22 protein-coding genes and 1 riboswitch are annotated in these 22601 nt (G+C 69.1%); of the genes, 15 read left to right on the top strand and 7 right to left on the bottom strand.

Annotation, left to right across the window (positions count from 1 at the left end):
• Positions 1 to 591: 591 nt before the first annotated feature.
• Complete coding sequence (locus BJY22_RS05030) at positions 592 to 2370, bottom strand: ABC transporter transmembrane domain-containing protein (RefSeq protein ID WP_167203989.1); 1779 nt, start codon at positions 2368 to 2370, stop codon at positions 592 to 594.
• On the bottom strand, positions 2367 to 4127 hold the full coding sequence (locus BJY22_RS05025) for an ABC transporter transmembrane domain-containing protein (RefSeq protein WP_167203988.1): 1761 nt from the start codon (positions 4125 to 4127) through the stop codon (positions 2367 to 2369). The genes BJY22_RS05030 and BJY22_RS05025 overlap by 4 nt, the downstream gene beginning before the upstream one ends.
• 164 nt (positions 4128 to 4291) lie before the next feature.
• Between BJY22_RS05025 and BJY22_RS05020 the strand changes: the two genes are divergently transcribed.
• Positions 4292 to 5701 (top strand): DHA2 family efflux MFS transporter permease subunit, encoded by a 1410-nt coding sequence (locus BJY22_RS05020; protein WP_167203987.1) that lies wholly within the window; start codon positions 4292 to 4294, stop codon positions 5699 to 5701.
• Here BJY22_RS05020 and BJY22_RS05015 read toward each other — a convergent pair.
• Positions 5688 to 6701 (bottom strand): GTP pyrophosphokinase, encoded by a 1014-nt coding sequence (locus BJY22_RS05015; RefSeq protein WP_167203986.1) that lies wholly within the window; start codon positions 6699 to 6701, stop codon positions 5688 to 5690. The two genes, BJY22_RS05020 and BJY22_RS05015, sit on opposite strands and share 14 nt — an antisense overlap.
• Positions 6702 to 6850: 149 nt before the next feature.
• Between BJY22_RS05015 and BJY22_RS05010 the strand changes: the two genes are divergently transcribed.
• The 6 genes from BJY22_RS05010 to BJY22_RS04985 all read left to right on the top strand — a co-directional run bounded on the left by BJY22_RS05010 (position 6851) and on the right by BJY22_RS04985 (position 13002).
• Positions 6851 to 8044: an ATP-binding protein gene (locus tag BJY22_RS05010; protein WP_167203985.1), complete on the top strand. Its 1194-nt coding sequence runs from the start codon at positions 6851 to 6853 to the stop codon at positions 8042 to 8044.
• Positions 8045 to 8101: 57 nt separating this feature from the next.
• Positions 8102 to 8965: a DUF3152 domain-containing protein gene (locus tag BJY22_RS05005; protein ID WP_167203984.1), complete on the top strand. Its 864-nt coding sequence runs from the start codon at positions 8102 to 8104 to the stop codon at positions 8963 to 8965.
• A 30-nt stretch (positions 8966 to 8995) separates the two neighbouring features.
• The gene (locus BJY22_RS05000) at positions 8996 to 9811 is read left to right on the top strand and encodes a hypothetical protein (RefSeq protein ID WP_167203983.1); all 816 of its coding nucleotides are present in this window, start codon (positions 8996 to 8998) and stop codon (positions 9809 to 9811) included.
• Positions 9808 to 10467: an alpha/beta fold hydrolase gene (locus BJY22_RS04995; protein ID WP_167203982.1), complete on the top strand. Its 660-nt coding sequence runs from the start codon at positions 9808 to 9810 to the stop codon at positions 10465 to 10467. The genes BJY22_RS05000 and BJY22_RS04995 overlap by 4 nt, the downstream gene beginning before the upstream one ends.
• A 20-nt stretch (positions 10468 to 10487) precedes the next feature.
• Positions 10488 to 10605, top strand: a riboswitch (TPP riboswitch).
• Positions 10601 to 11932, top strand: a complete 1332-nt coding sequence (locus tag BJY22_RS04990) for a purine-cytosine permease family protein (RefSeq protein WP_167203981.1) — start codon at positions 10601 to 10603, stop codon at positions 11930 to 11932. (Overlaps the previous riboswitch by 5 nt.)
• A gap of 386 nt (positions 11933 to 12318) precedes the next feature.
• The gene (locus BJY22_RS04985) at positions 12319 to 13002 is read left to right on the top strand and encodes a class I SAM-dependent methyltransferase (protein WP_167203980.1); all 684 of its coding nucleotides are present in this window, start codon (positions 12319 to 12321) and stop codon (positions 13000 to 13002) included.
• 3 nt (positions 13003 to 13005) lie between these two features.
• On the opposite strand, the gene BJY22_RS04980 is transcribed toward BJY22_RS04985, so the two are convergent.
• The 3 genes from BJY22_RS04980 to BJY22_RS04970 form a co-directional block, all read right to left on the bottom strand.
• Positions 13006 to 13659, bottom strand: a complete 654-nt coding sequence (locus tag BJY22_RS04980) for an alpha/beta fold hydrolase (RefSeq protein ID WP_167203979.1) — start codon at positions 13657 to 13659, stop codon at positions 13006 to 13008.
• Between the two features lie 174 nt (positions 13660 to 13833).
• Positions 13834 to 14400, bottom strand: coding sequence for a methylated-DNA--[protein]-cysteine S-methyltransferase (locus tag BJY22_RS04975; protein WP_167203978.1), 567 nt, complete (start codon positions 14398 to 14400; stop codon positions 13834 to 13836).
• Positions 14393 to 14884, bottom strand: coding sequence for an RNA polymerase sigma factor (locus tag BJY22_RS04970; protein WP_167203977.1), 492 nt, complete (start codon positions 14882 to 14884; stop codon positions 14393 to 14395). The genes BJY22_RS04975 and BJY22_RS04970 overlap by 8 nt, the downstream gene beginning before the upstream one ends.
• Positions 14885 to 15140: 256 nt before the next feature.
• Here BJY22_RS04970 and BJY22_RS04965 point away from each other — a divergent pair, with 256 nt between their 5' ends.
• From BJY22_RS04965 to BJY22_RS04945, 5 genes are read left to right on the top strand one after another with little or no spacing between them, the layout of a single operon-like run.
• Entirely contained in the window at positions 15141 to 15695 is a 555-nt protein-coding gene (locus tag BJY22_RS04965) for a flavin reductase family protein (protein ID WP_167203976.1), read from the top strand.
• Positions 15688 to 16731, top strand: a complete 1044-nt coding sequence (locus BJY22_RS04960) for an ABC transporter substrate-binding protein (RefSeq protein WP_167203975.1) — start codon at positions 15688 to 15690, stop codon at positions 16729 to 16731. The genes BJY22_RS04965 and BJY22_RS04960 overlap by 8 nt, the downstream gene beginning before the upstream one ends.
• A complete protein-coding gene (locus tag BJY22_RS04955) occupies positions 16728 to 17564 on the top strand; it encodes an ABC transporter permease (RefSeq protein WP_167203974.1) in 837 nt (278 codons plus the stop codon). The genes BJY22_RS04960 and BJY22_RS04955 overlap by 4 nt, the downstream gene beginning before the upstream one ends.
• Positions 17540 to 18250: an ABC transporter ATP-binding protein gene (locus BJY22_RS04950; protein WP_167203973.1), complete on the top strand. Its 711-nt coding sequence runs from the start codon at positions 17540 to 17542 to the stop codon at positions 18248 to 18250. Before BJY22_RS04955 ends, BJY22_RS04950 begins: the two co-directional genes overlap by 25 nt.
• Positions 18247 to 19584, top strand: a complete 1338-nt coding sequence (locus BJY22_RS04945; RefSeq protein WP_167203972.1) for an LLM class flavin-dependent oxidoreductase — start codon at positions 18247 to 18249, stop codon at positions 19582 to 19584. Before BJY22_RS04950 ends, BJY22_RS04945 begins: the two co-directional genes overlap by 4 nt.
• Positions 19585 to 19880: 296 nt before the next feature.
• Here the strand turns inward: BJY22_RS04945 and BJY22_RS04940 are convergent, their stop codons facing one another.
• On the bottom strand, positions 19881 to 20021 hold the full coding sequence (locus BJY22_RS04940) for a hypothetical protein (protein ID WP_167203971.1): 141 nt from the start codon (positions 20019 to 20021) through the stop codon (positions 19881 to 19883).
• Here BJY22_RS04940 and BJY22_RS04935 point away from each other — a divergent pair.
• From BJY22_RS04935 to BJY22_RS04925, 3 genes are all read left to right on the top strand, one after another.
• A complete protein-coding gene (locus tag BJY22_RS04935) occupies positions 20020 to 20844 on the top strand; it encodes a glycerophosphodiester phosphodiesterase (protein WP_167203970.1) in 825 nt (274 codons plus the stop codon). The two genes, BJY22_RS04940 and BJY22_RS04935, sit on opposite strands and share 2 nt — an antisense overlap.
• A 242-nt stretch (positions 20845 to 21086) precedes the next feature.
• Positions 21087 to 21503, top strand: a complete 417-nt coding sequence (locus tag BJY22_RS04930; protein WP_167203969.1) for an ATP-binding protein — start codon at positions 21087 to 21089, stop codon at positions 21501 to 21503.
• Positions 21504 to 21575: 72 nt separating this feature from the next.
• Complete coding sequence (locus BJY22_RS04925) at positions 21576 to 22547, top strand: DUF5926 family protein (RefSeq protein WP_167203968.1); 972 nt, start codon at positions 21576 to 21578, stop codon at positions 22545 to 22547.
• Positions 22548 to 22601: the final 54 nt, after the last annotated feature.

Raw genomic sequence — 22601 nt, 5'->3', positions numbered from 1 at the left:
GCCGCGGCAGCGTTCGCGAGCTACGAATGCCTACCGCGATGACCAGTAGACAAGAGCGGCGTCGTCGTGGCGTTTCACCGTACTACTCCAACAAGCTTGCAGCGATCTGACGCGGCCGCCATAACCGGGGTTTCAGAAACGGCAACCCGACGTCGTGCATTCGTGATGTCGGCGCTCCGGTTCGTTGAGTCGTGGATTCTGGCAGCGCGCGGCAGCCACTTTCCACGACTGGCGAACCGGCCCGGAGCCCTTGTCCACGACTCGGCGACCACGCCACACAAGGTGGGACGGGTTGGGGAGGATTTCCCACCCGGATGGGGAAGAAATACTCCCCATGTCAGCTCTGGGCGCGTCGGCCACACCGCCGCCGTCAGTTCGTGTGCTTGCTGTCCGCGCGGTTCCCCGTCGGTCTCCCGTCCGCACCAGGGTGAGGTCTGACACCCTCGTGTCGCACTGCAAACTACGGCAGACCGCTGAAGCAGCGGTAACTCCAAATCCTCTTCTTTTCCTTTGTCTTGTTGTCTTTCTCTTAACCTCTCATCCTCACACCGGCAGGGTGCCCGGCGGTGTGCGTCCGCCGGGCACCTACCGTCAGCGGTCTCCGTGCCAGGAGTGCCAGAGCGCGGCGTACGCGCCCTGGGCGTCGACCAGTTCGTCGTGGCCGCCGAGCTCGACGATCTTGCCGTCCTCGACGACCGCGATCACGTCGGCGTCGTGGGCCGTGTGCAGCCGGTGGGCGATCGCCACCACGGTCCGGCCCTCCAGCACGGTCGCCAGCGACCGCTCCAGGTGCCGGGCCGCGCGCGGGTCCATCAGTGAGGTCGCCTCGTCGAGGACCAGCGTGTGCGGGTCCGCGAGGACCAGCCGGGCCAACGCGACCTGCTGCGCCTGCGCGGGCGTCAGCGAGACCCCACCGGAACCCACCTCGGTGTCGAGGCCGTCGTCGAAGCCGGCGACCCAACCGTCCGCGTCCACCGAGCGCAGCGCTGCCCAGAGGTCGGCGTCGGACGCGTCCTGCTTCGCCAGGCGCAAGTTGTCCCGCACGCTGCCCACGAACACGTGGTGCTCCTGGTTGACCAGGGCAACGTGACTGCGGACCTGCTCGGCTGACATCTGGTCCAGCGCCGCACCACCCAAGGTGATGTCACCGACGCGTGGCGAGTAGATGCCTGCCAGCAACCGGCCCAGTGTCGACTTGCCCGCACCGGACGGTCCGACCAGAGCAACGCGAGCACCTGGCTCGACGGTCAGCGTCACACCGTGCAGTACGTCGCGACCCTCCAGGTACCCGAACCGCACTTCGTCGGCCAGCACGGTCCGCCCGTCCGGCTCGGCCTCGCTGGTCGTCGCAGCGGTCTCGACCTCACGGACACCGACCAGCCGGGCCAGCGACACCTGCGCGACCTGGAGCTCGTCGTACCAGCGGATCATCATGTTGACCGGCTCGACGAGCATCTGGATGTACAGCGCACCTGTGGTCAGCGCACCGACCGTCAGCCAGCCCTGGATCGCGAACCCGCCTCCGATGACCAGCACCGCGGCCAGCGCGACCGTGTGGGTCATGTTGATCACCGGGAACAGGATCATCCGCAGGAACAGCGTGTACCGCTCCCAGGCGACCCACTGACCGATCCGGGTGTCACCCGCCTGGATCCGTCGGCCACCGAGCCGGTGCGACTCGACGGTGCGGCCGGCGTCGACCGTCTCGGCCAGCGCCGAGGCGACCGCGGCGTACCCGGCCGCCTCCGACCGGTACGCCGATGGCGCGCGGCGGAAGTACCACCGGCCGCCGATGATCAGGATCGGCGCTGCGATGACGACCGCCACGGCCAGCGCCGGCGCGGTCACGATCAGCGCGCCGATCAGCAGCGACGCCCAGATGATCGCGATCGTCAGCTGCGGTACGGCGTCGCGCATCGCGTGCGACAGCCGGTCGATGTCGGTGGTGATCCGGGACAGCAGGTCACCGGTCCCGGCGCGCTCCAGCACACCCGGGGGCAGGCCGACCGCGCGGACCAGGAAGTCCTCGCGCAGGTCCGCGAGCATCTCCTCACCGAGCACCGCGCCGCGCAGCCGGGTCAGCCGGACGAACACCGTCTGCACCGCCAGCGCGATCACGAAGCCGATCACGACGTACGGCAGCTGCACGTCGGTGCGGCCCTCGGACAGCTTCTGCACCACGTTGCCGAGCAGCCACGGGCCGACCATGCCGCTGAGTGCCGCCACCGCGTTCACCAGCGTCAGCCAGAGGAACTGACGCCGATGCCGGCGGAACAGGGTCTTGACGTAGGCACGGACCGTCGCGCCACTCGCCACCGGGAGCCGCACCACTTCCTGTGGGGCTGCCGGGTCGTACACGGGGCGCTTCACACCGACTCCTCGAACGTTGCTTCTTCTTCACGGGTGACAACAGCGCGGTACTGCGGGTTGGTGTGCAGCAGCTCGTGATGCGTACCGACCGCGGCGACGCGGCCGTCCGGTACGAACACGACCCGCTCTGCGCGGTCCAGCATCAGCGGGCTGGACGTGAACACCACGGTGGTCCGGCCGGCCCGCAGCAACTGCAGACCGTCCGCGATCCGCGCCTCGGTGTGCGCGTCGACCGCACTGGTCGGCTCGTCGAGCACCAGCACCTGCGGGTCGACGTACAGCGAACGAGCCAGTGCGACGCGCTGGCGCTGACCGCCGGACAGGGACCTGCCCCGCTCGGTCAGCATCGCGTTCATCGCGTCGGACTCACCAGCGGGCAGCGTCTGGCGCAGTACGTCGAGGATGTCCGCGCACTGCGCCGCGTCGAGCGCCGTCTCCGGAGAGACCGCACCACTGGCCGGTACGTCGAACAGCTCGCGCACCGTCCCCGACAACAGCACCGGGTCCTTGTCCTGCACCAGTACGACGGTCCGCGCCGAGTCCAGCGGGATGTCGTCCAGCGCGACGCCGTCCAGCAGCACGGACGGCTCGCCGTCAGCTGTCGGGCTGTGACCGCCCAGCCGGTCGGCCAGCAGACCGCCCGCGTCCGGGTTGCCGCAGACGACCGCGGTGAAGCTCCCAGCCGGGACGTGCAGGCCGGTGACCGGGTCGAGCAGGTCGCCCTCCGGCAGCTGCGCCTCGCCCACGACCTTGGTCTCGTCGGTGCGCTTCAGCGACAGCACCCGCGCGGCCCGGCGCGCCGACACCTTGGAGAAGATGAACGCACTCGCCGTCTCCTCGAACGTGTGCAGCGGCACGAGCATGAACGTGATGAAGCCGTACGTCGTGACGAGCTCGCCCACCGAGATCCGGCCGGACGTCACCAGGCGGACGCCCAACCAGACCACGAGCACCAGGAACAGACCGAACAGCAGCACCTGCAGGGCCGCGATCAGCGACCACATGCGGGCACTGCGGACCGCGCTGGTGCGGTACTGCTGCGAGGCCTCGCGGTACCGCTCGAGGAACAGCTGCTCACCGCCGATACCGCGCAGCACACGGAGACCGGCGACGGTGTCGGCGGCGAGCTCGGTGGCCCGGCCGCCCTTCGCCCGCTGCTCGTCCGCGCGGCGCTCCGCGGGACCCATCAGCGGCACGATCGAGAACGCCAGCACCGGTACGGCGACGGCGACGACCAGACCGAGCTGCGGCTCGTAGAACAGCAGGCCGACGACGACCGCGAAGCAGGTCAGCAACGCGGCCACGAACCGGCCCAGCACCTCCACGAACCAGCCGATCTTCTCCACGTCGCCGCTGCTCACGGCGACCACCTCGCCGGCGGCGATCCGGCGGGTGAGGAGCGAACCGAGCTCCGCGGCCTTGCGGAACAACAACTGCTGCAGGCGTGACGCAGTACTGATCCAGTTGGTCACCACGGCCTTGTGGAAGTACGAGTCGGCGCCGGCCTTGGCCGCACCGAAGACCAGCAGCAGCGCGCCGGCCAGCATCAGCTTGGGCCAGGACAGGTCGATGGCTGCCTGTACGGCGAGCCCGACCGCGACCGGAGCGGCGGCGATGCCGCCGAAGAAGACGAGCCCCCAGAACACCGCGAGGGCCTGCCCGCGGAGCTGCTGGTGCTCGAGCCAGAGGATGAGTCGGAGGCCGGATCGGGTGTCCGGCACACCCGGGTCGGCGAACGGAATGAGGCGCAACGACATGACGTCTCGCAATGAGGCATAGAAGGGTGGAAAGAGGGCGCCTGACCAGGCGAATGGATCAAGCCTAGGTGGCCCCGCCGACAGTCCGTCAAACCGTTTTCCCGGACGGGCGGGAACCGTTTCCAAACTCGGTAGTACAGTCTTCAACGGACGAAGGGAGCCGGGTGGAGGAGCTGACGCGGAGGCGGCGGCTGCTGGTGCTGGCGATCTGCTGCTCCAGCCTGTTCATCGTGGGCCTGGACTCGACGATCGTGAACCTGGCGCTCCCGGCGATCCGGGCCGAGTTCGGGGCCCCGGTCGCGAAGCTGCAGTGGACGATCGACGCCTACACGCTGGTGCTCGCCAGTCTGCTGATGGTCTCCGGGTCGACCGCGGACCGGGTCGGGCGGCGGCGGACGTTCCAGGCCGGGCTGGTGCTCTTCGGGATCGGGTCGTTGCTGTGCGGAGTCGCGTCGACCATCGACCTGCTGATCGCGTTCCGGGTGCTCCAGGCGATCGGTGGCTCGATGCTGAACCCGGTGGCGATGTCGATCATCACCAACACGTTCACCGACCCGCGGGAACGCGCTCAGGCGATCGGCGTCTGGGGCGGCGTGGTGGGGCTGAGTATGGCGGTCGGCCCGGTCGTCGGCGGTGCGCTCGTGGACGGGGTCGGCTGGCGGTTCATCTTTTGGATCAACGTGCCGGTCGCCGTGGCCGCCGTACTGATGACCGCGCTGTTCGTGCCGGAGTCGCGGGCCGCCGTACCGCGGCGGATGGACCCGGTCGGACAGGTACTCGTCGTCCTGCTGCTCGGCGGACTGACCTACGGGATCATCGAGGGGCAGGCGGCCGGTTGGGGGTCGCCACTGATCATCGGGTGCTTCGTCGTGTGCGTCGTGGCGCTGGTGACCCTTGTGTACTACGAGCGGCGCCGGGAGGAGCCGCTGCTGGAGCCACGGTTCTTCCGGAGTGCTCCGTTCTCTGGAGCCACACTGATCGCGGTCTGCGGGTTCTCGGCGCTGTCCGGCTTCCTCTTCCTCAACTCGCTCTACCTACAGTCGGTGCGAGGGTTCAGTGCACTGCACGCCGGACTGCTGACGCTGCCGATGGCTGCGATGACCGTGGTCTTCGCGCCGGTGTCCGGATGGCTGGTCGGGCACAGGGGTCCACGGCTGCCGCTGGTCGTGGCGGGGACCATGCTGACTGCGTCCGGTCTGATCCTGTCGCAGCTGACCACTACTACTGGCACAGTGCAGTTGCTGGTCGGCTACCTGGTCTTCGGACTCGGCTTCGGCGTACTCAACGCACCTATTACCAACGCAGCCGTCTCCGGTATGCCACGAGAACAGGCAGGTGTTGCGGCTGCGATCGCCTCGACCAGTCGCCAGGTCGGTGCATCGCTGGGGGTGGCTGTCGTGGGTACGGTGCTGACTGCCCGGTTGGTCGGTTCACTGGAGAGCGGGTTCGTGCACGCGGCCGAGCTGTGCTGGTACATCATCGCGGGCTGTGGGGCGTTGGTGCTGCTCCTCGGGCTGGTGACGACGACCCGGTGGGCACGTCGTACGGCGGAGGCACTCGTCACGACTGGATGATGCCGGCTCGGGTCAGGGCCTTGAGGCGGCCGCGGAGGATCTTCTGGCGGCGCTCCTCGTCCGGGAACAGCTCCAAGTAGGCAGGTCCCTTGGCGGCGAGCAGGTCGTCGTCCAGTCGTCGTACCGTGCCGGCCGGGGCCCGGTGGGTCATCGCAGCCTGTACGGCTTCGCTGTCGATACCTCTGAGCAGTTCGGTGAGCTGCTCCTCCGTGGTGACGCCGAGGCGGTGCAGGACGCCCAGGATCCAGGCGTAGTGCGTCGTCTTCGCATGCGGCGCGTCCGGGTAGCGGCGGGTCAGGTACGTCGTCAACGTGCTGGTGGTGAGGTCCACCGGGGCCTTGTCCGACGCGGACGCCGCCAGTTCGCGGTACAACCGGTCGATCTCGGTGAACTCGTTGTCGGCCAGCTCCATCAACGCCGCTGCCAGCAGGAACCGCCGGTCGAACTCCGGCTTGCGGTCCGGCGGGATGTCCAGCTTGTAGCGGATGTCGTGCTCGAACTCGGCCCACGCGTGCTGCACCGCGGTCCGGATCTGGATCTCCATCACCAGGTTCTTCAGGACGGCGTACTCCGGCAGCTCGCGGCGGTGCTCGTTCAGCCGGACCAGGTAGTGCTTGCTGGCGTACCCGAAGACGCCCTGCGCCCGGGTGTGCGCCCCCATGTCGGTGTGCTCGACGATCTCGAACTCGGCCTCGATCACCTCACAGACCCGGTCCACCGCCTCGACCAGGAACGTGATGACGCGGGCCGCGACCAGGTCGGTGATCTGGTTCAGCGGGTCGTCGTACTTGAGCCGGGTGGGATCGTCCGGGTGCGGCTTCGACGCCTTCGCGAGGAACGACTCCGGGTCCTTCGCCCGGGCGGTCGCACTGAGGTAGTTGATGCCTTCCTCTTCACCGATCAGCTCGTTGATCAGCGCCTCGAGCTTGCGCGCGCCGCCGACGTACTGCTGGTGCACCCGCTCGTACAACGCCCCCGCGTCCGGGGTCCACTCCACCATGGCGGAACGATAGTGCTCCGCGGGTCGCTCGGGGTGTCTATCGTTTTCTACTCAATTCACTAGAGAGTCGTAGACATCGCTCGCGACACGCTCTGCTCGTCGATCGGTCAATCTACGGAAAACGCTAGACGGACTCATACAGTGAAAGCATGGATCCGATCCGGAATCCCTATGCGCCCGGCGCCGGTCAGCGGCCGCCTGAGCTGGCCGGACGCGACACCGAGGTGCGGCAGTTCGAGGTGGTGCTCGAGCGGGTCGCGGCAGGCAGACCGGAGCGGAGCCTGGTGCTCAGTGGCCTCCGGGGCGTGGGTAAGACGGTGCTGCTCAACACGTTGCGCTCGCAGGCCATCAAGCGGGCGTGGGGCACCGGGAAGATCGAGGCCCGGCCGGACCAGACCATCCGGTTGCCGATCGCGCAGGCGCTGCACACCGCGATGCGCGAGCTCGGGCACCGGCACCGCGACGACGAGAAGGTCGACCAGTTCAGCGCCGTACTGAAGGCCTTCGCGTTGCGTACGGCGGCCAACGACCGGAAGGGGATCCGCTGGCATCCGCCGGTCGACGTGGCCGCGGCGAAGGGGCGGGCCGACTCCGGTGATCTGGAGATGGACCTGATCGAGCTCTTCACGGATGCCGCGGACCTGGCCGGCGATCTGACCGTCGGGGTCGGGTTGTTCATCGACGAGATGCAGGACATCAGTGCGGACGACCTGTCCGCGCTGTGCGCGGCCTGTCACGAGATCTCGCAGCAGAGCGCGCCGCTGGTCGTCGTCGGTGCGGGACTGCCGCATCTGCCCGCCGTACTGTCCGCCAGCAAGTCGTACTCCGAGCGCCTCTTCCGCTACATCCGTGTCGACCGGCTGGCCCGGGAGGCGTGCGACCGGGCCCTGATGGTGCCTGCGGAGAGCGAGGGAGTGCAGTACGACGAGGAGGCGCTGGACGAGCTGTACGCGCAGACGGACGGCTACCCGTACTTCGTGCAGGCGTTCGCGCACTCCACCTGGGACCACGCGCCGAAGTCGCCCATCACCATCAAGGACGTGGCCGTCGCCGCGCCGGAGGCATCGGCCGAGCTGACCGTCGGCTTCTTCGGCTCCCGCTACGAACGCGCCACGCCCGCGGAACGCGAGTACATGCGTGCGATGGCCGAGCTGGGCATCGGCGTGGACGACGGCTCGGTTCCCACGTCCGAGGTCGCCAGCACCCTCAACCGCAAGCCCCAGTCCCTCTCCCCCGCGCGCGACGGCCTGATCAAGAAAGGCCTGGTCTTCTCCGCCGAACGAGGCACCGTCGCCTTCACCGTTCCCCACTTCGGCAAGTTCCTCCGGACAAGAACTGCCTGACACCTTAACGAAACCGGGGTTTCGCCTCGCGGGCCGGACTCGGTAGGGTCAAGTGTCATGACCACCCGGCGGAGCGGCCAACGGACGGACACGTCCGGGCGGCGGCGTGCTGGGCGGCACAGCCGGCGGAAGTCGTACAAGGGGCAGTGGCTCGTGGTGACCGCGCTGGCGGTGCTGGGGACCGTGGTCGTGGCGCACCCGGACGTGGCGCACCGCAACAGCCTCGCCGCGCAGGCGGTTGCGGGGGTCGACAACGCTGCGCACGAAGCGCCGGTGGTGCCGGTCGTGACGCCGACACCGACTCCGGTTGCCGCGCCGACGCAGAAGTTCACCACTCCGTTGCGGCCGGCACCGACGTTGACGCGCAAGCCCAAGGGCGCGAAGCCGAACGTCCTGGTCTCGACCGGGAAGCTCGCCGTGGTGCCCGGGTTCGACAAGGCGGACGGCATCCGCGACAAGATGACGTACCGCGTGGAGATCGAGCAGGGCCTGTCGGTGAACGGCGCGGCGGTGGCCGCGACCATCCACAAGACGCTGACGGACCCACGCGGCTGGCAGGCGGTGCACCCGGTGAGTTTCGAGCGGACGGACAAGCCCGACGCCGACATCCGGATCATCCTGGCCACCCCCGCCCTGACCGACAAGCTCTGTCTCCCGCTCGACACCGGCGGTGAGGTCTCCTGCCGCGTCGAGGACCGGGTCGTGCTGAACGCGAAGCGCTGGCTCTACGCGATTCCGGCGTACAACGGCAACGTCGGGCTGTACCGCAACTACCTGGTCAACCACGAGGTCGGCCACGCGCTCGGCCACGGCCACTCGACCTGCACGACCCCGAAGACCCCCGCGCCGGTCATGATGCAGCAGACCAAGGGCCTCGGTGGCTGCCTGCCCAACGCGTGGCCCACCATCAAGGCGACCTGACAGACTGGGTTACGACGGGAGGGAGCAGCCATGTCGTCACAGGACTTCCCGACGTACGGACGGGGCGACGAGCCCGACCAGCGGCAGCCCGGCGAGGAACACCACTACGCTCCGCCCACGCCGTACGGCGGCGGCACGTACGGTTCCGGCCACGCCGCTCCAGCGGAGCAGTTCCCGTACGCCGCACCGCAGCCCTACGCCACGCAGCCGCCACAGGCCCCCAGCAACCCGTCGTACGTCCAGCCGCCGATCTACCGCCCTGGTGCTCCGTACGGTGCCTCGGCGAGTCCGGAGTCGCACGAGGTCCCGACGTACGGGCGTGACGAACCAGCCGCCCCACGCGACCCGCGTGCCGCCCGGGTCGTCGGCCTGGCCACCTTCGTCGCCACCATCTACGGCCTGCTCGTCGTCACGATCCAGCGGGTCGCGCTGCGGGAGATCTCGCAGGCGCCGGGCTCGCCGCTCAACCATCCGCTGCGCACCGACGTACTCGACGCGATCGGCCAGCTGCTCCTCATCGTCGTCGGCACCGTCGCGCTGGTGATGTGGATCCGCGACGTCCTCGCCCGTCGCCGGGCAGGGCGCCGGCCGGACGCGCCCGAGCTGGTCGGGCTCGGCCTGGTCGCGGTCTCCGCGATCCCGATCCTGGTGTGGCTGGTCATCGTGCTGTCGACCGGGCTCGGTGCGAACGACGGTGCGGTCCACCGGCTGCCCACGGCGTACGGCTGGGGTGGCGCCGGCCTCCTGATCCTCGCCGGCGGTCTCTTCCTCGGCTACCGCGAGCTGAAACCGGACGTGCCGAACCCGGTCGTCCAGGGTCCCCCGGCCAAGGCTCCGTGGGAGTGAGCACCCCTGTCGTCCTCGTACCCGGCCTGGGCCTCGGCCCGGAGTCGTACGCGCGGACGGTCGAGCATCTCGTCACGCCGTACCACGTGGTCACCCTGCCCGGGTACGGCGAACCGGCGGGCGCTCGTGAGGACCTGCACCCCCGTGCTCTCGCGGTAGCGCTGGCGGAGAAGATCCGCGGGCGCTCCGTCCTGGTCGGCCACTCCGCGAGCTGCCAGATCGTCGTCGAGACCGCGGTCCGCCACCCCGAGCTCGTCCACGCTCTCGTGCTCGCGGCGCCGACCGGCGACGTGGCGATGTCGAGCTGGGTCGACCGCGCGGTCCGGCTGGTCGGCTCCGCCATTCCGGACGTGCCGAAGCTGGTCCGGATCAGCCCGCAGTACGCCCGTACGACGCTCCCGTCGATCGCCCGAGCCGGAGAAGCGTCGAGGCAACACGACCTGGCCGCGGTCATGCCCTACGTCCGGGCGCCGGTGGTCCTCGTCCGCGGCAGGCACGACCTGCTGTGTACGGCGGAGTGGCTCGAGCGGCTCGCCCTGCTCAGCAACGGTGAGGCGCGGACGCTGGACACCGGCGCCCACATGCCGGTCGTGACGAACGGTCCGGAGCTGGCCGCTCTCATAGAACGAGCCGCCGCTCTTCCGCCTCCGTCCTGACGCGCTATCGTTGACGCGCTAACAACCTATGCGGGAGCTCGCACCGAGGATGCGCGGGCTGAGAGGGCGACAGCTGGGTCGCCGACCGCCTGAACCTGACCGGGTAATGCCGGCGTAGGGAGTGGGGTCACTCATGACCGATACAGCTGTTCGTCCTGCCGGTAACACCGAGGCGCCGCTCGTCCTCACCACGGACGCACCGCGGACCCTCGGCTTCTTCGACCAGTTCACGCTCTGGGGCAATCTCGGGATCTCGCTGTTCGGTCCGGTGACCGGTGCGCTGGTCGCGGCGTACACGGGCTCGCTGTGGCAGGGCCTGCTCGCGGTGGTCGTCGGCTGCGGTATCGGCGCGCTGGTGCTCGGCGGCGCGGCCGTGTTCGGGTCGCAGACCGGTGCGCCCGCGATGGCGTGCCTGCGCGGTCTGTTCGGCCGGCGCGGCTCGATGGCGCCGACGGTGCTGAACATCGCGCAGAACGTCGGCTGGGCGACGATGGAGATCATCGTGATCTCGCAGGCCGCGGTCGCGGTGACGAGTGAGCGCTGGCGCTGGCTGTTCGTCGTACTCGCCGGCATCATCGCGACCACGATGGCGGTGCGGCCGCTGGGCAGCGTGAAGATCCTGCGGAAGTTCATGGTCTGGCTGGTGCTGCTCGCGTCGGTCTACTTGTTCTTCCAGGTGCTGAGCAAGCCGGTGCACGACCTGCCGCAGGACGGCGTGTTCGGCTTCTGGCCGGCCGTCGACCTCGCCGCGGCCGGTGTCGTGTCGTTCGCACCGCTGGCCGCGGACTACACGCGGCACTCGCGCACCAACAAGGCGGCGTTCGGTGGATCGGCGCTCGGCTACGGATTGGCGGCGATCGGGTACTACGCGCTGGGCGTCGTTGCCGTTGCGACGCTGCAGACCGACAGCGAGGGCGTGATCACCGCACTGGTCACCCTGCCCGCCGGTGCGATCGCCCTCTTCGTACTGCTGGTGGACGAGGTCGACGAGGCGTACGCGAACGTCTACTCGACCACGATGGCCGCGCACAACCTGGTCGGCCACATCGACCGCCGGTGGATCTCGGTCGCGATCGGAGCGGTTGCCACCGGCATCGCCCTGTTCATTGACCTGGGCAACTACACCCAGTTCCTGTACCTGATCGGCTCGGTCTTCATCCCGCTCTTCGCGGTCGCGATCGCGGACTTCTTCGTCGTGAGCCGGATGCGGTGGGACGTCTCGGACACGGCGAAGTTCCGCTGGCAGCCGGCCGCCGCCTGGCTGATCGGATTCGTCGCCTACCAACTCGTCAACCCCGGCACGGTTGCCGGCTGGTCCCCGTTCTGGACGAACATCCAGCAGACCCTGTTCAACAACCAGCCCGTCCCCACCTGGCTGGGCGCGACGTACACGTCGATCGTGGTCTCCATGCTCGCCGCCGTCCTCCTCGGCCGCCTCACCCGGCGCCCCGCCACGCACGGATAGTCGAGCCGGAGGTGACGAGCCCGCGCGGTGCTCCGCTTGGCTCCCGCCCGCCCCCGACTCTTTGAGGCGCTGCGGCCAGTTGTTCTCGCTCGGCTTCCCACTCCGAACCAGTCACAAGCGGTTCGCCTGTCGGGGATTGCCTGGGTCATCACCTCCGCCTCAACGTGACCACTGGACTGTCTTTGCGGAAACAACTTTGCAGTATGCGCCAGAAAAGTTCCGATGAGGGGACTGGCGATGGGGACATTGCCTGTTGCCGGCCCCAGGGCCTACTGCGAACCCCGCAGCCGGGCGGGTCCAGTCGGCCGCACCGCGTGGGCTCGCTACCTCCTCCTTGTGTGACCGGCGCTGGACAACTGACCCGGGGGTGCCGGAATACTGACCGCATGCTGAATTCCGCACTGCGTAGTCGGGCCGAGTATGCGGAGCTGGGGGCCGATGGGTTGGCCGCGCGGACGACGCCGGAGCGGGATGCGGTGATCGTCAAGGCGGTCGAGGAGCTGCTGGCGGACCGTGAGTCGGTGCTCGATCTGTGCTGCGGGTACGGACGGATCGCGCTGCCGCTGCGCCGGGCGGGCAAGGTCGTGCGTGCGCTGGACATCTCGCCGAACCTGATCGAGGCGGGCCGGGCGCGTGCCGCCGAGGAGGAGCTCGCGATCGACTGGGCGATCGGCTCGATGACCGATCTTCCGTACAAGTGGGACTCGTTCGACGCGGTGATCTGCCTGTGGACGGCGTTTCACGAGCTGTTCGCCGAGGACGAGCAGATCTCCACGATCTGCGAGATCTCGCGGGTGCTGAAGCCGGGCGGGATCGCGATCATCGAGGGCCCGGTCTGGGGCCCGGCGACCGCGGCCGAGATCGCCAACGGGATGCGGCAGGGCCCGGAGCACCGGATCGTCACCACCGAGCACGACGACGACCGCAGCAGTGTGCACTTCATCCACGACGAGCTCAGCTACGGCCGCCTCTGCGCCGCGGCCGGCATCACCGACTACAAGGTCTACAAACGCGACTGGGGCGGCCGCCGCCGGCTCATCCTCGAGATCCACCACCCCACAACCGACTAGGGCCTAGAGGAGCTCCTGCAGCGCGGCGGCCAGGGCGTTGGGGTCGGCCAGCATCGGTAGGTGGCCGGTCGGCAGGGAGCGTACTGAGGTCGTGCCGAGGTTCGCCGCGTAGCCGGTCTGCAGGGCGGCGGGCAGCTCCTTGTCCGCGGTGGTCTGTACGTAGCCGCGCAGCTCCGGGAACCGGTGATCGCCGACGGCGTCGCGGTACAGCCGCTGCGACTCCGGGCTGAACTCCTTGACGATCCGTGCCGCCTGCTCGTCGTCGAGGTCGGTGGCCAGTCCCGAGCGGATCACCTTGGCCGGCGGGCGGGTGCCGGCGAGACGCATGACCGCTCCGACGAGCAGCCGGTTCGGAAACGGCAGCGCGCCGAGGAACGACTGTCCCGGCTGGGGGATCGAGGCCGCGACACCAACGAACCCCAGGACCCGCGAAGGCGCCTGCGCCACGAGCTGCGTGCCGATCACACCGCCGATCGAGTGCGCCACCACGACGAACCGCTCCGGAGCCTCGGCGAGCACCTTGGTCGCGTAGTCGCGCAGCGAGCCGGCCCGCGGGTAGGCCGCCACGGACGTCTCGACCGGCAGGGCGGCCCGGATGTCGTCCCAGATCCAGGCCGGCAGTCCGGCGCCGCTGAGAAACAGCAAGGGTGAGTTCATCTCACCAACCTGGCCGGGCCCTCCGACAATCTCTGACGAGTCAGTTTCTTGAGGCAAAGGTCATCCCGGATCCCTTGCAGGCAAGGGGAAACAAGAAGCAGATCCCCACTCCACATTGGGGATCTGCTCCTTTGTGCTTTCAGTGTAAATGCATTCCGGACGATTCCGGAAAACTCAGCTTTTTGCTTCGAGATTCAGCAAGAAGCGTTTCGCCTCGAGGCCGCCGGCGTACCCGGTGAGGGCCCCGTTCGCGCCCACCACCCGGTGGCACGGCAGCAGCACGCACACCGGGTTGGCGCCCAGCGCGGTGCCGACGGCCCGGGCCGCCTTCGGTCGCGCGATGTCGCCGGCGACCGCGCCGTACGTCGTCGTCGCGCCGTAGCTGGTGTGGATCGGCAGATCGTTCAGCACGAGCCGCTGGAAGGGGGTCGCCAGCGCCAGGTCCACCTCGACGTCGAACGTCCGCCGATCACCGGCGAGGTACTCGTCGAGCTGCCGTCGTACGTCGTCCAGCGGGCGAGGCTGCCGCAGTACCCGCGGGGACACGGCACGGGCGAGCCGGGTGGTCATCGTCTCCTCGTTGCCGAACGAGCTGGCGACGATCCGGCCGTCGGCGATGGCGAGCAGCAGCGTCCCGATCGGGGTGTCGTGCAGGGTGTAGGCGACGTCGGCGTCCGGTAGGACCGGTGGTTTCAGGTCGGGGGTGGCGAGCCGGGCGAGCCGGCTCTCGAGATCAGTCATGGTGTACTCCGAGTTTCGTGCGCAGGGTCGCCAAGGCGTCGCTGACGAGCCGGCGCGACGCGGCGGGCGTGGTGTCCAGAGCGGCGGCCACGCCGTGGTGGTCCAGGTCGCCGACGTACTTGAGCGTGATCGCGTGCCGCTGCCGCTCGGGCAGCTCGTTGACCGCCCGCCAGAGATCGGGGTCCGGCCAGTCGGCGGCGTCCGGGCCGTCGACCGCGACCGGCGGCGCGTCCTCGAGCGGCCGCTGCGGTTTGCGCGCCCGGTGAACGTCGGTCGCGCACCGGGCGGTGATGGTCAGGAGCCAGCTGCGCAGGTTCTTCGCGGAGGTCAGGGTCGGGTACGCCGCGTACGCCTTCTCCCAGGCGCGCTGCGCGACGTCGTCGCCGTCCTGTCCCGCCATCGCCCGCGCCAGCCGGGCCACGTCCCGCCAGTGCGCGTCGACCAACGCCTGGAACGGCGGCAGTGCAACTTTCTCCCGAGCCATCACGCCAGTAGAACGCATCGGGGTCCCGAGGTGTGAGTCCGGATCACGAGATTGTCTAGTTCGGCAGTAGACAATGATGCGAAGATAGCTGACATGACGACGACACACCTCACCCGCCGTCGCGTCATCGACCTGCTGCGGACGGCGAGCGCCACCTGTCGGTGACGCGTTCACTCGCTGACGCCTGTACGAGGCCTGTCTGAATCACGCCTCTCGCACATCACCTGTGGTCCCTGCCCCGTTCCGAGGGAGAGACATGTCTTTGCCTGCCCTGAATCGTCCTGCCCTGTCCGTCGTACCCGATCGCCCAGAAATCAGCACTGCGGAGCGGCCCGTATCCGCCGACGTCTACAAGTCCGTGTTCCGCCGCCACGCCGCCGGTGTCGTGGTGATCACCGCGGACGCCGGTCACGGTCCGGTCGGGTTCACCGCGACCTCGCTGGTCTCGGTCAGCCTGCTGCCGCCGCTGGTGTCGTTCGCGATCGCCACCAGCGCGTCCAGCTGGCCGACCGTGAGTACGGCGAACAGCCTGGTGATCAACTTCCTGTCCGCCGACCAGCACGCCATCGCCGGCCGGTTCGCCACCAGCGGGATCGACCGGTTCGCCGAGCCGACGCGCTGGTCGCGGCTGGCCACCGGCGAGCCCGCGCTCGACGACGCCCCGAGCTTCCTGCGCGCGCAGGTCGAGCACCGCTTCGCCGTCGGCGACCACTACCTGGTCGTCGCGCGCCTCGCCACCCATACCGAACGTCGTGAGCACGATCCGCTGCTTTACCACGACGGCAACTACGCGAAAGCCCACCATGTCTAGAAAACGTCTCCTCGCCGCCCTCGCCCTGCTCGCGGTCGTCGCCGGCTGCGGCAGTAACGCCGCCGCCGACGGTGCCGCCAAGCTCTCGCTCGACGCCGCGCTCCCGACCGCGGTCCCCGACGGCGCCAAGATCGTCGTCGGCGATCCCGCCACCGAGGTCGCGCTGAAGCTGTCCGGTCAGTACGACAAGGTCGCGAAGTACGTGCAATTCGCCAACCTGAGCGGCGGTCCGCAGACCACCGAGGCGTTCCGGGCGCACGCGCTCGACCTCGGCTCGGTCGCGGAGATCCCGCCGATCCACGCGACCTGGACCGGGTTGCAGGTCAAGATCGTCGCTTCGAAGTTCCGCAAGGATCCGCTGAACCACCCGATCTACCAGCTCGGCGTCGCGCCGGGCGTCTCGGTGAAGACGCTCGGAGACCTGCGCGGCAAGAAGATCGCGTACAGCCCCGGCCAGGCACAGGGCGCGCTCGTCCTCAAAGTGCTGAAAAAGGCCGGTCTCACGAAGGACGACGTGAAGCTGGTGGAGCTGCCGAGCACCGGCGACGTGTACTCGAACGCACTGTCCGCGAAGCAGGTCGACGTCGCCCCGATCGGCGGCGTACAGATCAAGCGCTACCTCGCGAAGTACGGCAAGGACGGCGCGACCACCATCCCGCACGGCATCCGTGATGACGCCGGCCACCTCTACGTCGTGACCGAGTCGCTCGAGGATCCGGGCAAGGCCGCCGCGATCCGTGCGTACGTCGCCGCGTGGGGCGTCGCGCAGGACTGGATCGACAAGCACCCCGCGGAATGGATCAAGGGGTACTACGTGGCGAACCAGGGACTGACCGAGGCCGACGGGCAGTGGCTCGTGGACAACGCCGGCCACCCGGACATCCCGGCGGACTGGAGCGAAGCGATCCAGCGGCAGCAGGAGACCGTCGACCTGCTCGCCAAGGAGACGAACAACAAGGTCATCCAGGCGAAGGACCTCTACGACCTGCGGTTCCAGACGGTCGCCGCCGACGCGATCAAGGGAGGCGCCAAATGAGTGCGACCACGCTTCCCGGACTGCGTACGCAAGCCGCTGCGCGTCCCGTCGTACGGCGCCGACGGCTCGGACCGGGCCGGCCGATCAGGTTCGGCGCCGCGATCGGGCCGGTGCTGCTGCTCGCGATCTGGAGTGTCGGCTCGGCCACCGGTTGGATCGACCAACGAGTACTGCCCGCGCCGTGGACCGTGGTGACCACGGCCGGTGACCTGATCGCCGACGGCCGCCTGCAGTCGAACCTGTGGACGTCGGCGCAGCGCGCCCTCCTCGGACTCGCCCTCGGTATCGTGCTGGGCGTCGTCCTCGCGCTGCTCTCCGGTCTGTCCCGGATCGGCGAGGCGGTGCTCGACGGGCCGATCCAGATCAAGCGGGCGATCCCGTCGCTGGCGTTGCTGCCGCTGCTCATCCTCTGGCTCGGGATCGGTGAGTCGATGAAGATCGTCACCATCCTGCTCGGGGTGTTCGTACCGATCTACATCCACACCCACAACGGCCTGCGCACCATCGACAGCCGGTACGTCGAGCTCGCGCAGACCGTCGGTCTGTCGCAGTGGGCGTTCATTCGTCGTGTGGTGCTGCCGGGCGCACTGCCCGGGTTCCTGCTCGGACTGCGATTCGCGGTCACCGGGGCGTGGTTGTCGCTGGTCGTCGTCGAGCAGATCAACTCCACCAGCGGTATCGGCTACATGATGGAGCTCGCCCGCACGTACGGGCAGACCGACATCATCATCGTCGGCCTGGTCTTGTACGGCGTCCTCGGCCTGCTCTCCGACGCCGGTGTCCGCCTGATCCAGAGGAGGGCCCTGTCATGGCGCAAAACGTTGGCGTCCTAACTGTTCAGGTCCGTGACCTGGTCCGCCGGTACGACGATCGCGCCGTACTCGACGGTCTGGATCTGGACATCGAGCCCGGCGAGTTCGTCGCCCTGCTGGGCAAGAGCGGATCCGGGAAGAGCACGCTGCTCAGGGCCCTGGCCGGATTGGACCACGACGTCGACGGGACCGGTGAGCTCGCCGTACCTGACAACGTGTCGGTTGTCTTCCAGGACTCCCGGCTGTTGCCTTGGGCAAGAGTTCTCGAAAACGTCGTCCTCGGGCTGAACGGCGCCGAGGAACGCGGCCGGACGAGTCTCGAGGAGGTCGGGCTGGCCGGCCGGGAGAACGCGTGGCCCAACGAGTTGTCCGGTGGTGAGCAGCAGCGGGTCGCGCTGGCGCGGTCGTTGGTGCGCGAGCCGGAGCTGCTGCTCGCGGACGAGCCGTTCGGCGCCTTGGACGCGCTGACCCGGTTGAAGATGCACGTGTTGCTGCGGAAGTTGTGCGCGGCCCATCAACCCGCCGTACTGCTGGTGACGCACGACGTCGACGAGGCGATCGTGCTGGCCGACCGGGTGATCGTGCTCGACGCGGGCCGGATCGTCGGCGAGGAGCCCATCACGCTGGCCGCGCCGCGGAGTGCGGCCGATCCAGGATTCGCCGCGGTCCGCTCGCGGCTTCTCGACGCCTTGGGAGTTTCGGTATGAGCAAGCAGTTGCATCTGAACGCGTTCCTGATGAGCACCGGGCACCACGAGGCGTCCTGGCGGCTGCCGGAGAGCGACCCGTTCGCGAACGTGAAGGTCGAGCACTACCAGGAGCTCGCCCGGACCGCGGAGCGCGGGAAGTTCGACTCGGTGTTCTTCGCCGACTCGCCGGTGCTGATCGGCACGGTCGGGCGGCGTCCGGCGGGTTCGCTCGAGCCGACCGTCCTGCTCACCGCGATCGCGGCCGTGACGTCGCGGATCGGGCTGATCGCGACCGCGTCCACGACGTACAACGAGCCGTTCAACCTGGCGCGGCGGTTCGCCAGCGTCGATCACGTGAGCGGCGGTCGCGCGGGGTGGAACGTGGTCACCACGGCCGGTCCGGAGGCTGCGCGGAACTTCAACCTCAGCGATCAGCCGGCGCACGCGGAGCGGTACGAGAGAGCGGCGGAGTTCCTCGAGGTCGCGTACAAGTTGTGGGACTCCTGGCAGGACGACGCGGCGATCGCGGACAAGTCCGAAGGCGTGTGGGCCGTCCAGGAGCGGGTGCAGCCGATCGACCACGTCGGGCGGTACTTCCAGGTCCGCGGTCCGCTGAACCTGCCGCGCTCGCCGCAGGGGCACCCGCTGATCGTGCAGGCCGGATCGTCGGAGGACGGCAAGGGCCTGGCGGCCCGGTACGCCGAGGCAGTCTTCACCGCCCAGCAGACGCTGGAGGACGCGCAGGAGTTCTACCGCGACCTGAAGGCGCGCGCCGTCGCGCTCGGACGTGATCCGTCGTCGGTGAAGATCCTGCCCGGGATCGTGCCGGTGATCGGGTCCACGGTCGAGGAGGCAGAGCGGCTCGAGCACAAGCTGGACTCGCTGATCCGGCCGGAGTACGCACGATCGCAGCTGGCGAAGACGTTGCGGGTCTCGCCGGAGGACCTGCCGTTCGATCAGCAGCTGCCGGCCGAACTTCCGGACGAGGACGAGATCGAGGGTGCGAAGAGCCGGTACACGCTGATCGTGACGCTGGCGCGGCGCGAGAAGCTGACCGTGCGCGAGCTGATCGGCCGGCTGGGCGGCGGCCGCGGTCACCGGACGTTCACCGGTACGCCGGAGCAGGTGGCGGACGCGATCCAGCAATGGTTCGAGGCGGGTGCCGCCGACGGGTTCAACATCATGCCGCCGGTGCTGCCGTCGGGGCTCACGACGTTCGTCGACGAGGTGATCCCGATCCTGCAGGCGCGCGGCCTGTTCCGCAGGGAGTACACCGGCACAACGCTCCGCGACCACTACGGCCTGCCGCGGCCGGCCGGAAATACCGGGCGGCTGCAAGAAGCGAGCGCCTGAACTGGTGCTGGGCCCGTCAGGTGGCGGGCCCAGCACCGACCGCCAGGCCATCACAATCACCCGGCGACCGGAGCTGCCCGCGGGGCTCGCCCCGCAGCTGCTGATTGTGATGGCCTGCAGATCTGCGCAGGTCCGGGGTCGTCCAGGTGTTGCTGAGCATTCCGGTGAAACGAACCGTGCCGTGGACGGCGGTTGCTTTCAGGGTGTCCGGGGGGACATTCGCGCCGACCAGTTCGAGCGCTGCGTGGACGCCCTCCGGGATAACCTCACGGACTTTTTCCGCGACGTTGCCGTCGTCAACGACCGGATGAACGGTGTACTCGGCGTACCCGCCGTCGTACCCGCAGTTCCTCCGGCGCCACCGGGCCGTCCAGCGCGATCGCCCGCATGTCCATGCCGCCGATCAGCACCGGCGATGTGAAAGAGTTTCCTCCCATGGGGAATCTCCCGAGGGTGGTCGCCCACCGTGGAGCCAGCGAAATCAGTCCCGAACACACCCTCGCCGCCTATCGCCGGGCGATCGAGATCGGTGCGGACGGACTCGAGTGCGATGTCCGGCTGACCGCCGACGGGCATCTGGTCTGCGTCCACGACCGCCGGATCGACCGCACCTCCAACGGCCGCGGCGTGCTGTCCACGATGAGCCTCCAGGAGCTGGAGACCTACGACTGGGGCTCGTGGAAGAATCCGTGGTCCGACCTCGACGACGAGGCCGAGCCGCCCGGTGTCGACGTCCGGAGGGTGCTCACGCTCGAGACGCTGCTCGCCACCGTCCGGGACTCCGGCCGGCCGATCGAGCTGGCGATCGAGACCAAGCATCCGACCCGGTACGCCGGGCTGGTCGAGCGGCGCCTGATCGAGGCACTGGACCGCTTCGGTTGGGCCCATCCGAAGATCGGCACCGAATCGCCGGCGCGGGTGATGAGCTTCTCCTGGCTGTCACTGCGCCGGATGCGGGTGGCGGCGCCCGGCCTGCGGACGGTGCTGCTGATGGACCGCGTCCCGCTGCGCTTCCGTGACGGCTCACTGCCGACCGGCGTCTCGTACGCCGGCCCGAGTATGGAGATCGTCTCCGCGCACCCGGAGTACGTCGATCGCGCGCACAAGCACGGGCATCAGGTACACGTCTGGACGGTGAACGCGGAGAACGACATCCGGCACTGCCGCGACATCGGTGTCGACGCGGTGATCAGCGACCGCCCGGACGTCGCGCTGCGAGTTCTCGCGGAGCCGCCGAACCAAGTAGGACGTCGTACCTGACCTGCGGGTTTGTGACACGCCGCTACGGAATTGTGTGGTTTGTGTCACGCAGGTATGGATACGTAGCGAGGCGAATGCACGCGGTTATCGCAACGTTCAATTCCGTCGATTTCATCACGGCTTCCGGGTGATTAGGCGTGATCTTCGCGAAGGCTATGTAACGGAATACCCGCGGGTGTTTTCCGGGCCGGGATCGTGGGCAGAAGTCCCTGTGGCTGAACCGATCATCGAGGAGACCCTGCTTGTCCTCTGCGACCCTGCCCGCCGACGTGAGCGTCGTGGACGTCGTACTGCCGCACGAAGTGTCAGCGGTAGCGGACGCCCGCCGCCGTCTGGCCTCCTACCTCGAGCGCTACCGGGTCGCCCGAGCAGCCTGTGACGACGCCCAGCTCGTGCTCTCCGAGCTGCTCTCGAACGCGATCCGGTACGCGCCGCCGCTGCCGGCCGGCGAGGTCCGCGCGGCCTGGTGGATCGACAAGGCCGGGATCCACGTCGAGGTGACCGACGGCCGCGGTGACACCGAGCCGCGCCGGATCAGCGACACCCACCCCGAGTCGATCGGCGGCCGCGGGCTGGCGATCGTCGACGTGCTCACCTCCGGCTGGGACGTCCGCACCGCCGCCACGCACCGCACGGTCCACGCGATCATCCCGAGCTGACGCCTGCGCCCAGGCCCGAACGGGTCCGGCTGGTTGGCTCTGGACCGCCACCGGCTGCAAGACTGCGGGGTTATGGGAAAGAAGTCGCGGCAGCGCGCGAAGAACACGACTCCGACCGTCACGCTCGACCCGGCCGATCTGGTGGACGTCGGGCCGCGGGAGCCCTGCCCGTGCGGCTCGGGCAAGCGGTTCAAGCAGTGCCACGGCAAGGACCGGGCGCAGGCGGCGGACGCGTTCGTCGTCCGGCCGTTCGAGGGGCTGCCGTCGGAGTGTGACCTGATCGCGTTCCGGGAGATCGTGCCGTCCGGCACCGTCGAGGTCGAGCTGACCGGCGACAACAGCGGCAAGGTGGTCAACCTGGTCACCCTGCTGCCGATGGCGATGCCGGGCCTGGTCCGCGACGACGAGTCGATCTGGATCGGCCTGCAGACGCACGCGTCGTCCGGCGACCCGAGCCGCGACCTCGGGCACGCGATCACCGCAGCCCTGCGCACCGAGCCGGGGAACCCGATCCAGCTCGGCGACCTGATGAAGGACGGGCCGCGGCTGCAGGACCTGATCGACACCAGCAAGCCGCTCGAGGTGAAGGTCCACGAGGGCTTCGACTACTGGGTCGGCGAGAACGTCGAGGACCCGACCGGTGAGGTCGCCGCGGGCCTGGAGCGCGCGAACGCCGCGGCCGCTCCGACCGTACGGCTGGAGTCGGTCGAGGCGGCGTACTGGACCCAGATCGGCGACCGCGTCTACCTGCGCTGGGTGCTGCCGCACACCGAGGACACGCTGCTCGACGCGCTCGCCCGGCTGCACGCCGCCGGCTCGTCCGCGCTGATCGACGGTAGCCGTCTGATCGGCTCGTTCCGTGCGCTCGGCGTACTCGCGCCGGTCTGGGAGCTGCCCGCCGGTACCGAGGCCGCCGACGTCGAGAAGCCGGCCGCGGACTTCGCGACCGCGCTCGAGAAGGCGCTCGCCACCGAGGCGCCGCTGACGACCGAGGAGCGTGCCGCCCGCGCCGGGCTCGCCAGCCGCCAGCTCACCATCCGCTGACCCGCAGTACGACGAACGCCCACTCGGCCGGTGCCGGGTGGGCGTTTCGTGGTT

Origin of the sequence: Kribbella shirazensis (genome assembly GCF_011761605.1) — a bacterium.
In the GTDB taxonomy this organism is placed as follows: domain Bacteria; phylum Actinomycetota; class Actinomycetes; order Propionibacteriales; family Kribbellaceae; genus Kribbella; species Kribbella shirazensis.
The sequence above is the reverse complement of the archived record's forward strand: the minus strand, read 5'-3'. Positions and strand labels throughout refer to the sequence as shown.

Coding starts and splice junctions, on each gene's coding strand:
- BJY22_RS04975 (WP_167203978.1), bottom strand. CDS start 14,400: ATGACTGATCTCGAGAGCCGGCTCGCCCGGCTCGCCACCCCCGACCTG.
- BJY22_RS05010 (WP_167203985.1), top strand. CDS start 6,851: ATGGATCCGATCCGGAATCCCTATGCGCCCGGCGCCGGTCAGCGGCCG.
- BJY22_RS05000 (WP_167203983.1), top strand. CDS start 8,996: ATGTCGTCACAGGACTTCCCGACGTACGGACGGGGCGACGAGCCCGAC.
- BJY22_RS05025 (WP_167203988.1), bottom strand. CDS start 4,127: ATGTCGTTGCGCCTCATTCCGTTCGCCGACCCGGGTGTGCCGGACACC.
- BJY22_RS04960 (WP_167203975.1), top strand. CDS start 15,688: ATGTCTAGAAAACGTCTCCTCGCCGCCCTCGCCCTGCTCGCGGTCGTC.
- BJY22_RS04940 (WP_167203971.1), bottom strand. CDS start 20,021: ATGGGAGGAAACTCTTTCACATCGCCGGTGCTGATCGGCGGCATGGAC.
- BJY22_RS04970 (WP_167203977.1), bottom strand. CDS start 14,884: ATGGCTCGGGAGAAAGTTGCACTGCCGCCGTTCCAGGCGTTGGTCGAC.
- BJY22_RS04935 (WP_167203970.1), top strand. CDS start 20,020: ATGGGGAATCTCCCGAGGGTGGTCGCCCACCGTGGAGCCAGCGAAATC.
- BJY22_RS04990 (WP_167203981.1), top strand. CDS start 10,601: ATGACCGATACAGCTGTTCGTCCTGCCGGTAACACCGAGGCGCCGCTC.
- BJY22_RS04925 (WP_167203968.1), top strand. CDS start 21,576: ATGGGAAAGAAGTCGCGGCAGCGCGCGAAGAACACGACTCCGACCGTC.
- BJY22_RS04965 (WP_167203976.1), top strand. CDS start 15,141: ATGTCTTTGCCTGCCCTGAATCGTCCTGCCCTGTCCGTCGTACCCGAT.
- BJY22_RS04980 (WP_167203979.1), bottom strand. CDS start 13,659: ATGAACTCACCCTTGCTGTTTCTCAGCGGCGCCGGACTGCCGGCCTGG.
- BJY22_RS04985 (WP_167203980.1), top strand. CDS start 12,319: ATGCTGAATTCCGCACTGCGTAGTCGGGCCGAGTATGCGGAGCTGGGG.
- BJY22_RS04955 (WP_167203974.1), top strand. CDS start 16,728: ATGAGTGCGACCACGCTTCCCGGACTGCGTACGCAAGCCGCTGCGCGT.
- BJY22_RS04950 (WP_167203973.1), top strand. CDS start 17,540: ATGGCGCAAAACGTTGGCGTCCTAACTGTTCAGGTCCGTGACCTGGTC.
- BJY22_RS05015 (WP_167203986.1), bottom strand. CDS start 6,701: ATGGTGGAGTGGACCCCGGACGCGGGGGCGTTGTACGAGCGGGTGCAC.
- BJY22_RS05005 (WP_167203984.1), top strand. CDS start 8,102: ATGACCACCCGGCGGAGCGGCCAACGGACGGACACGTCCGGGCGGCGG.
- BJY22_RS04945 (WP_167203972.1), top strand. CDS start 18,247: ATGAGCAAGCAGTTGCATCTGAACGCGTTCCTGATGAGCACCGGGCAC.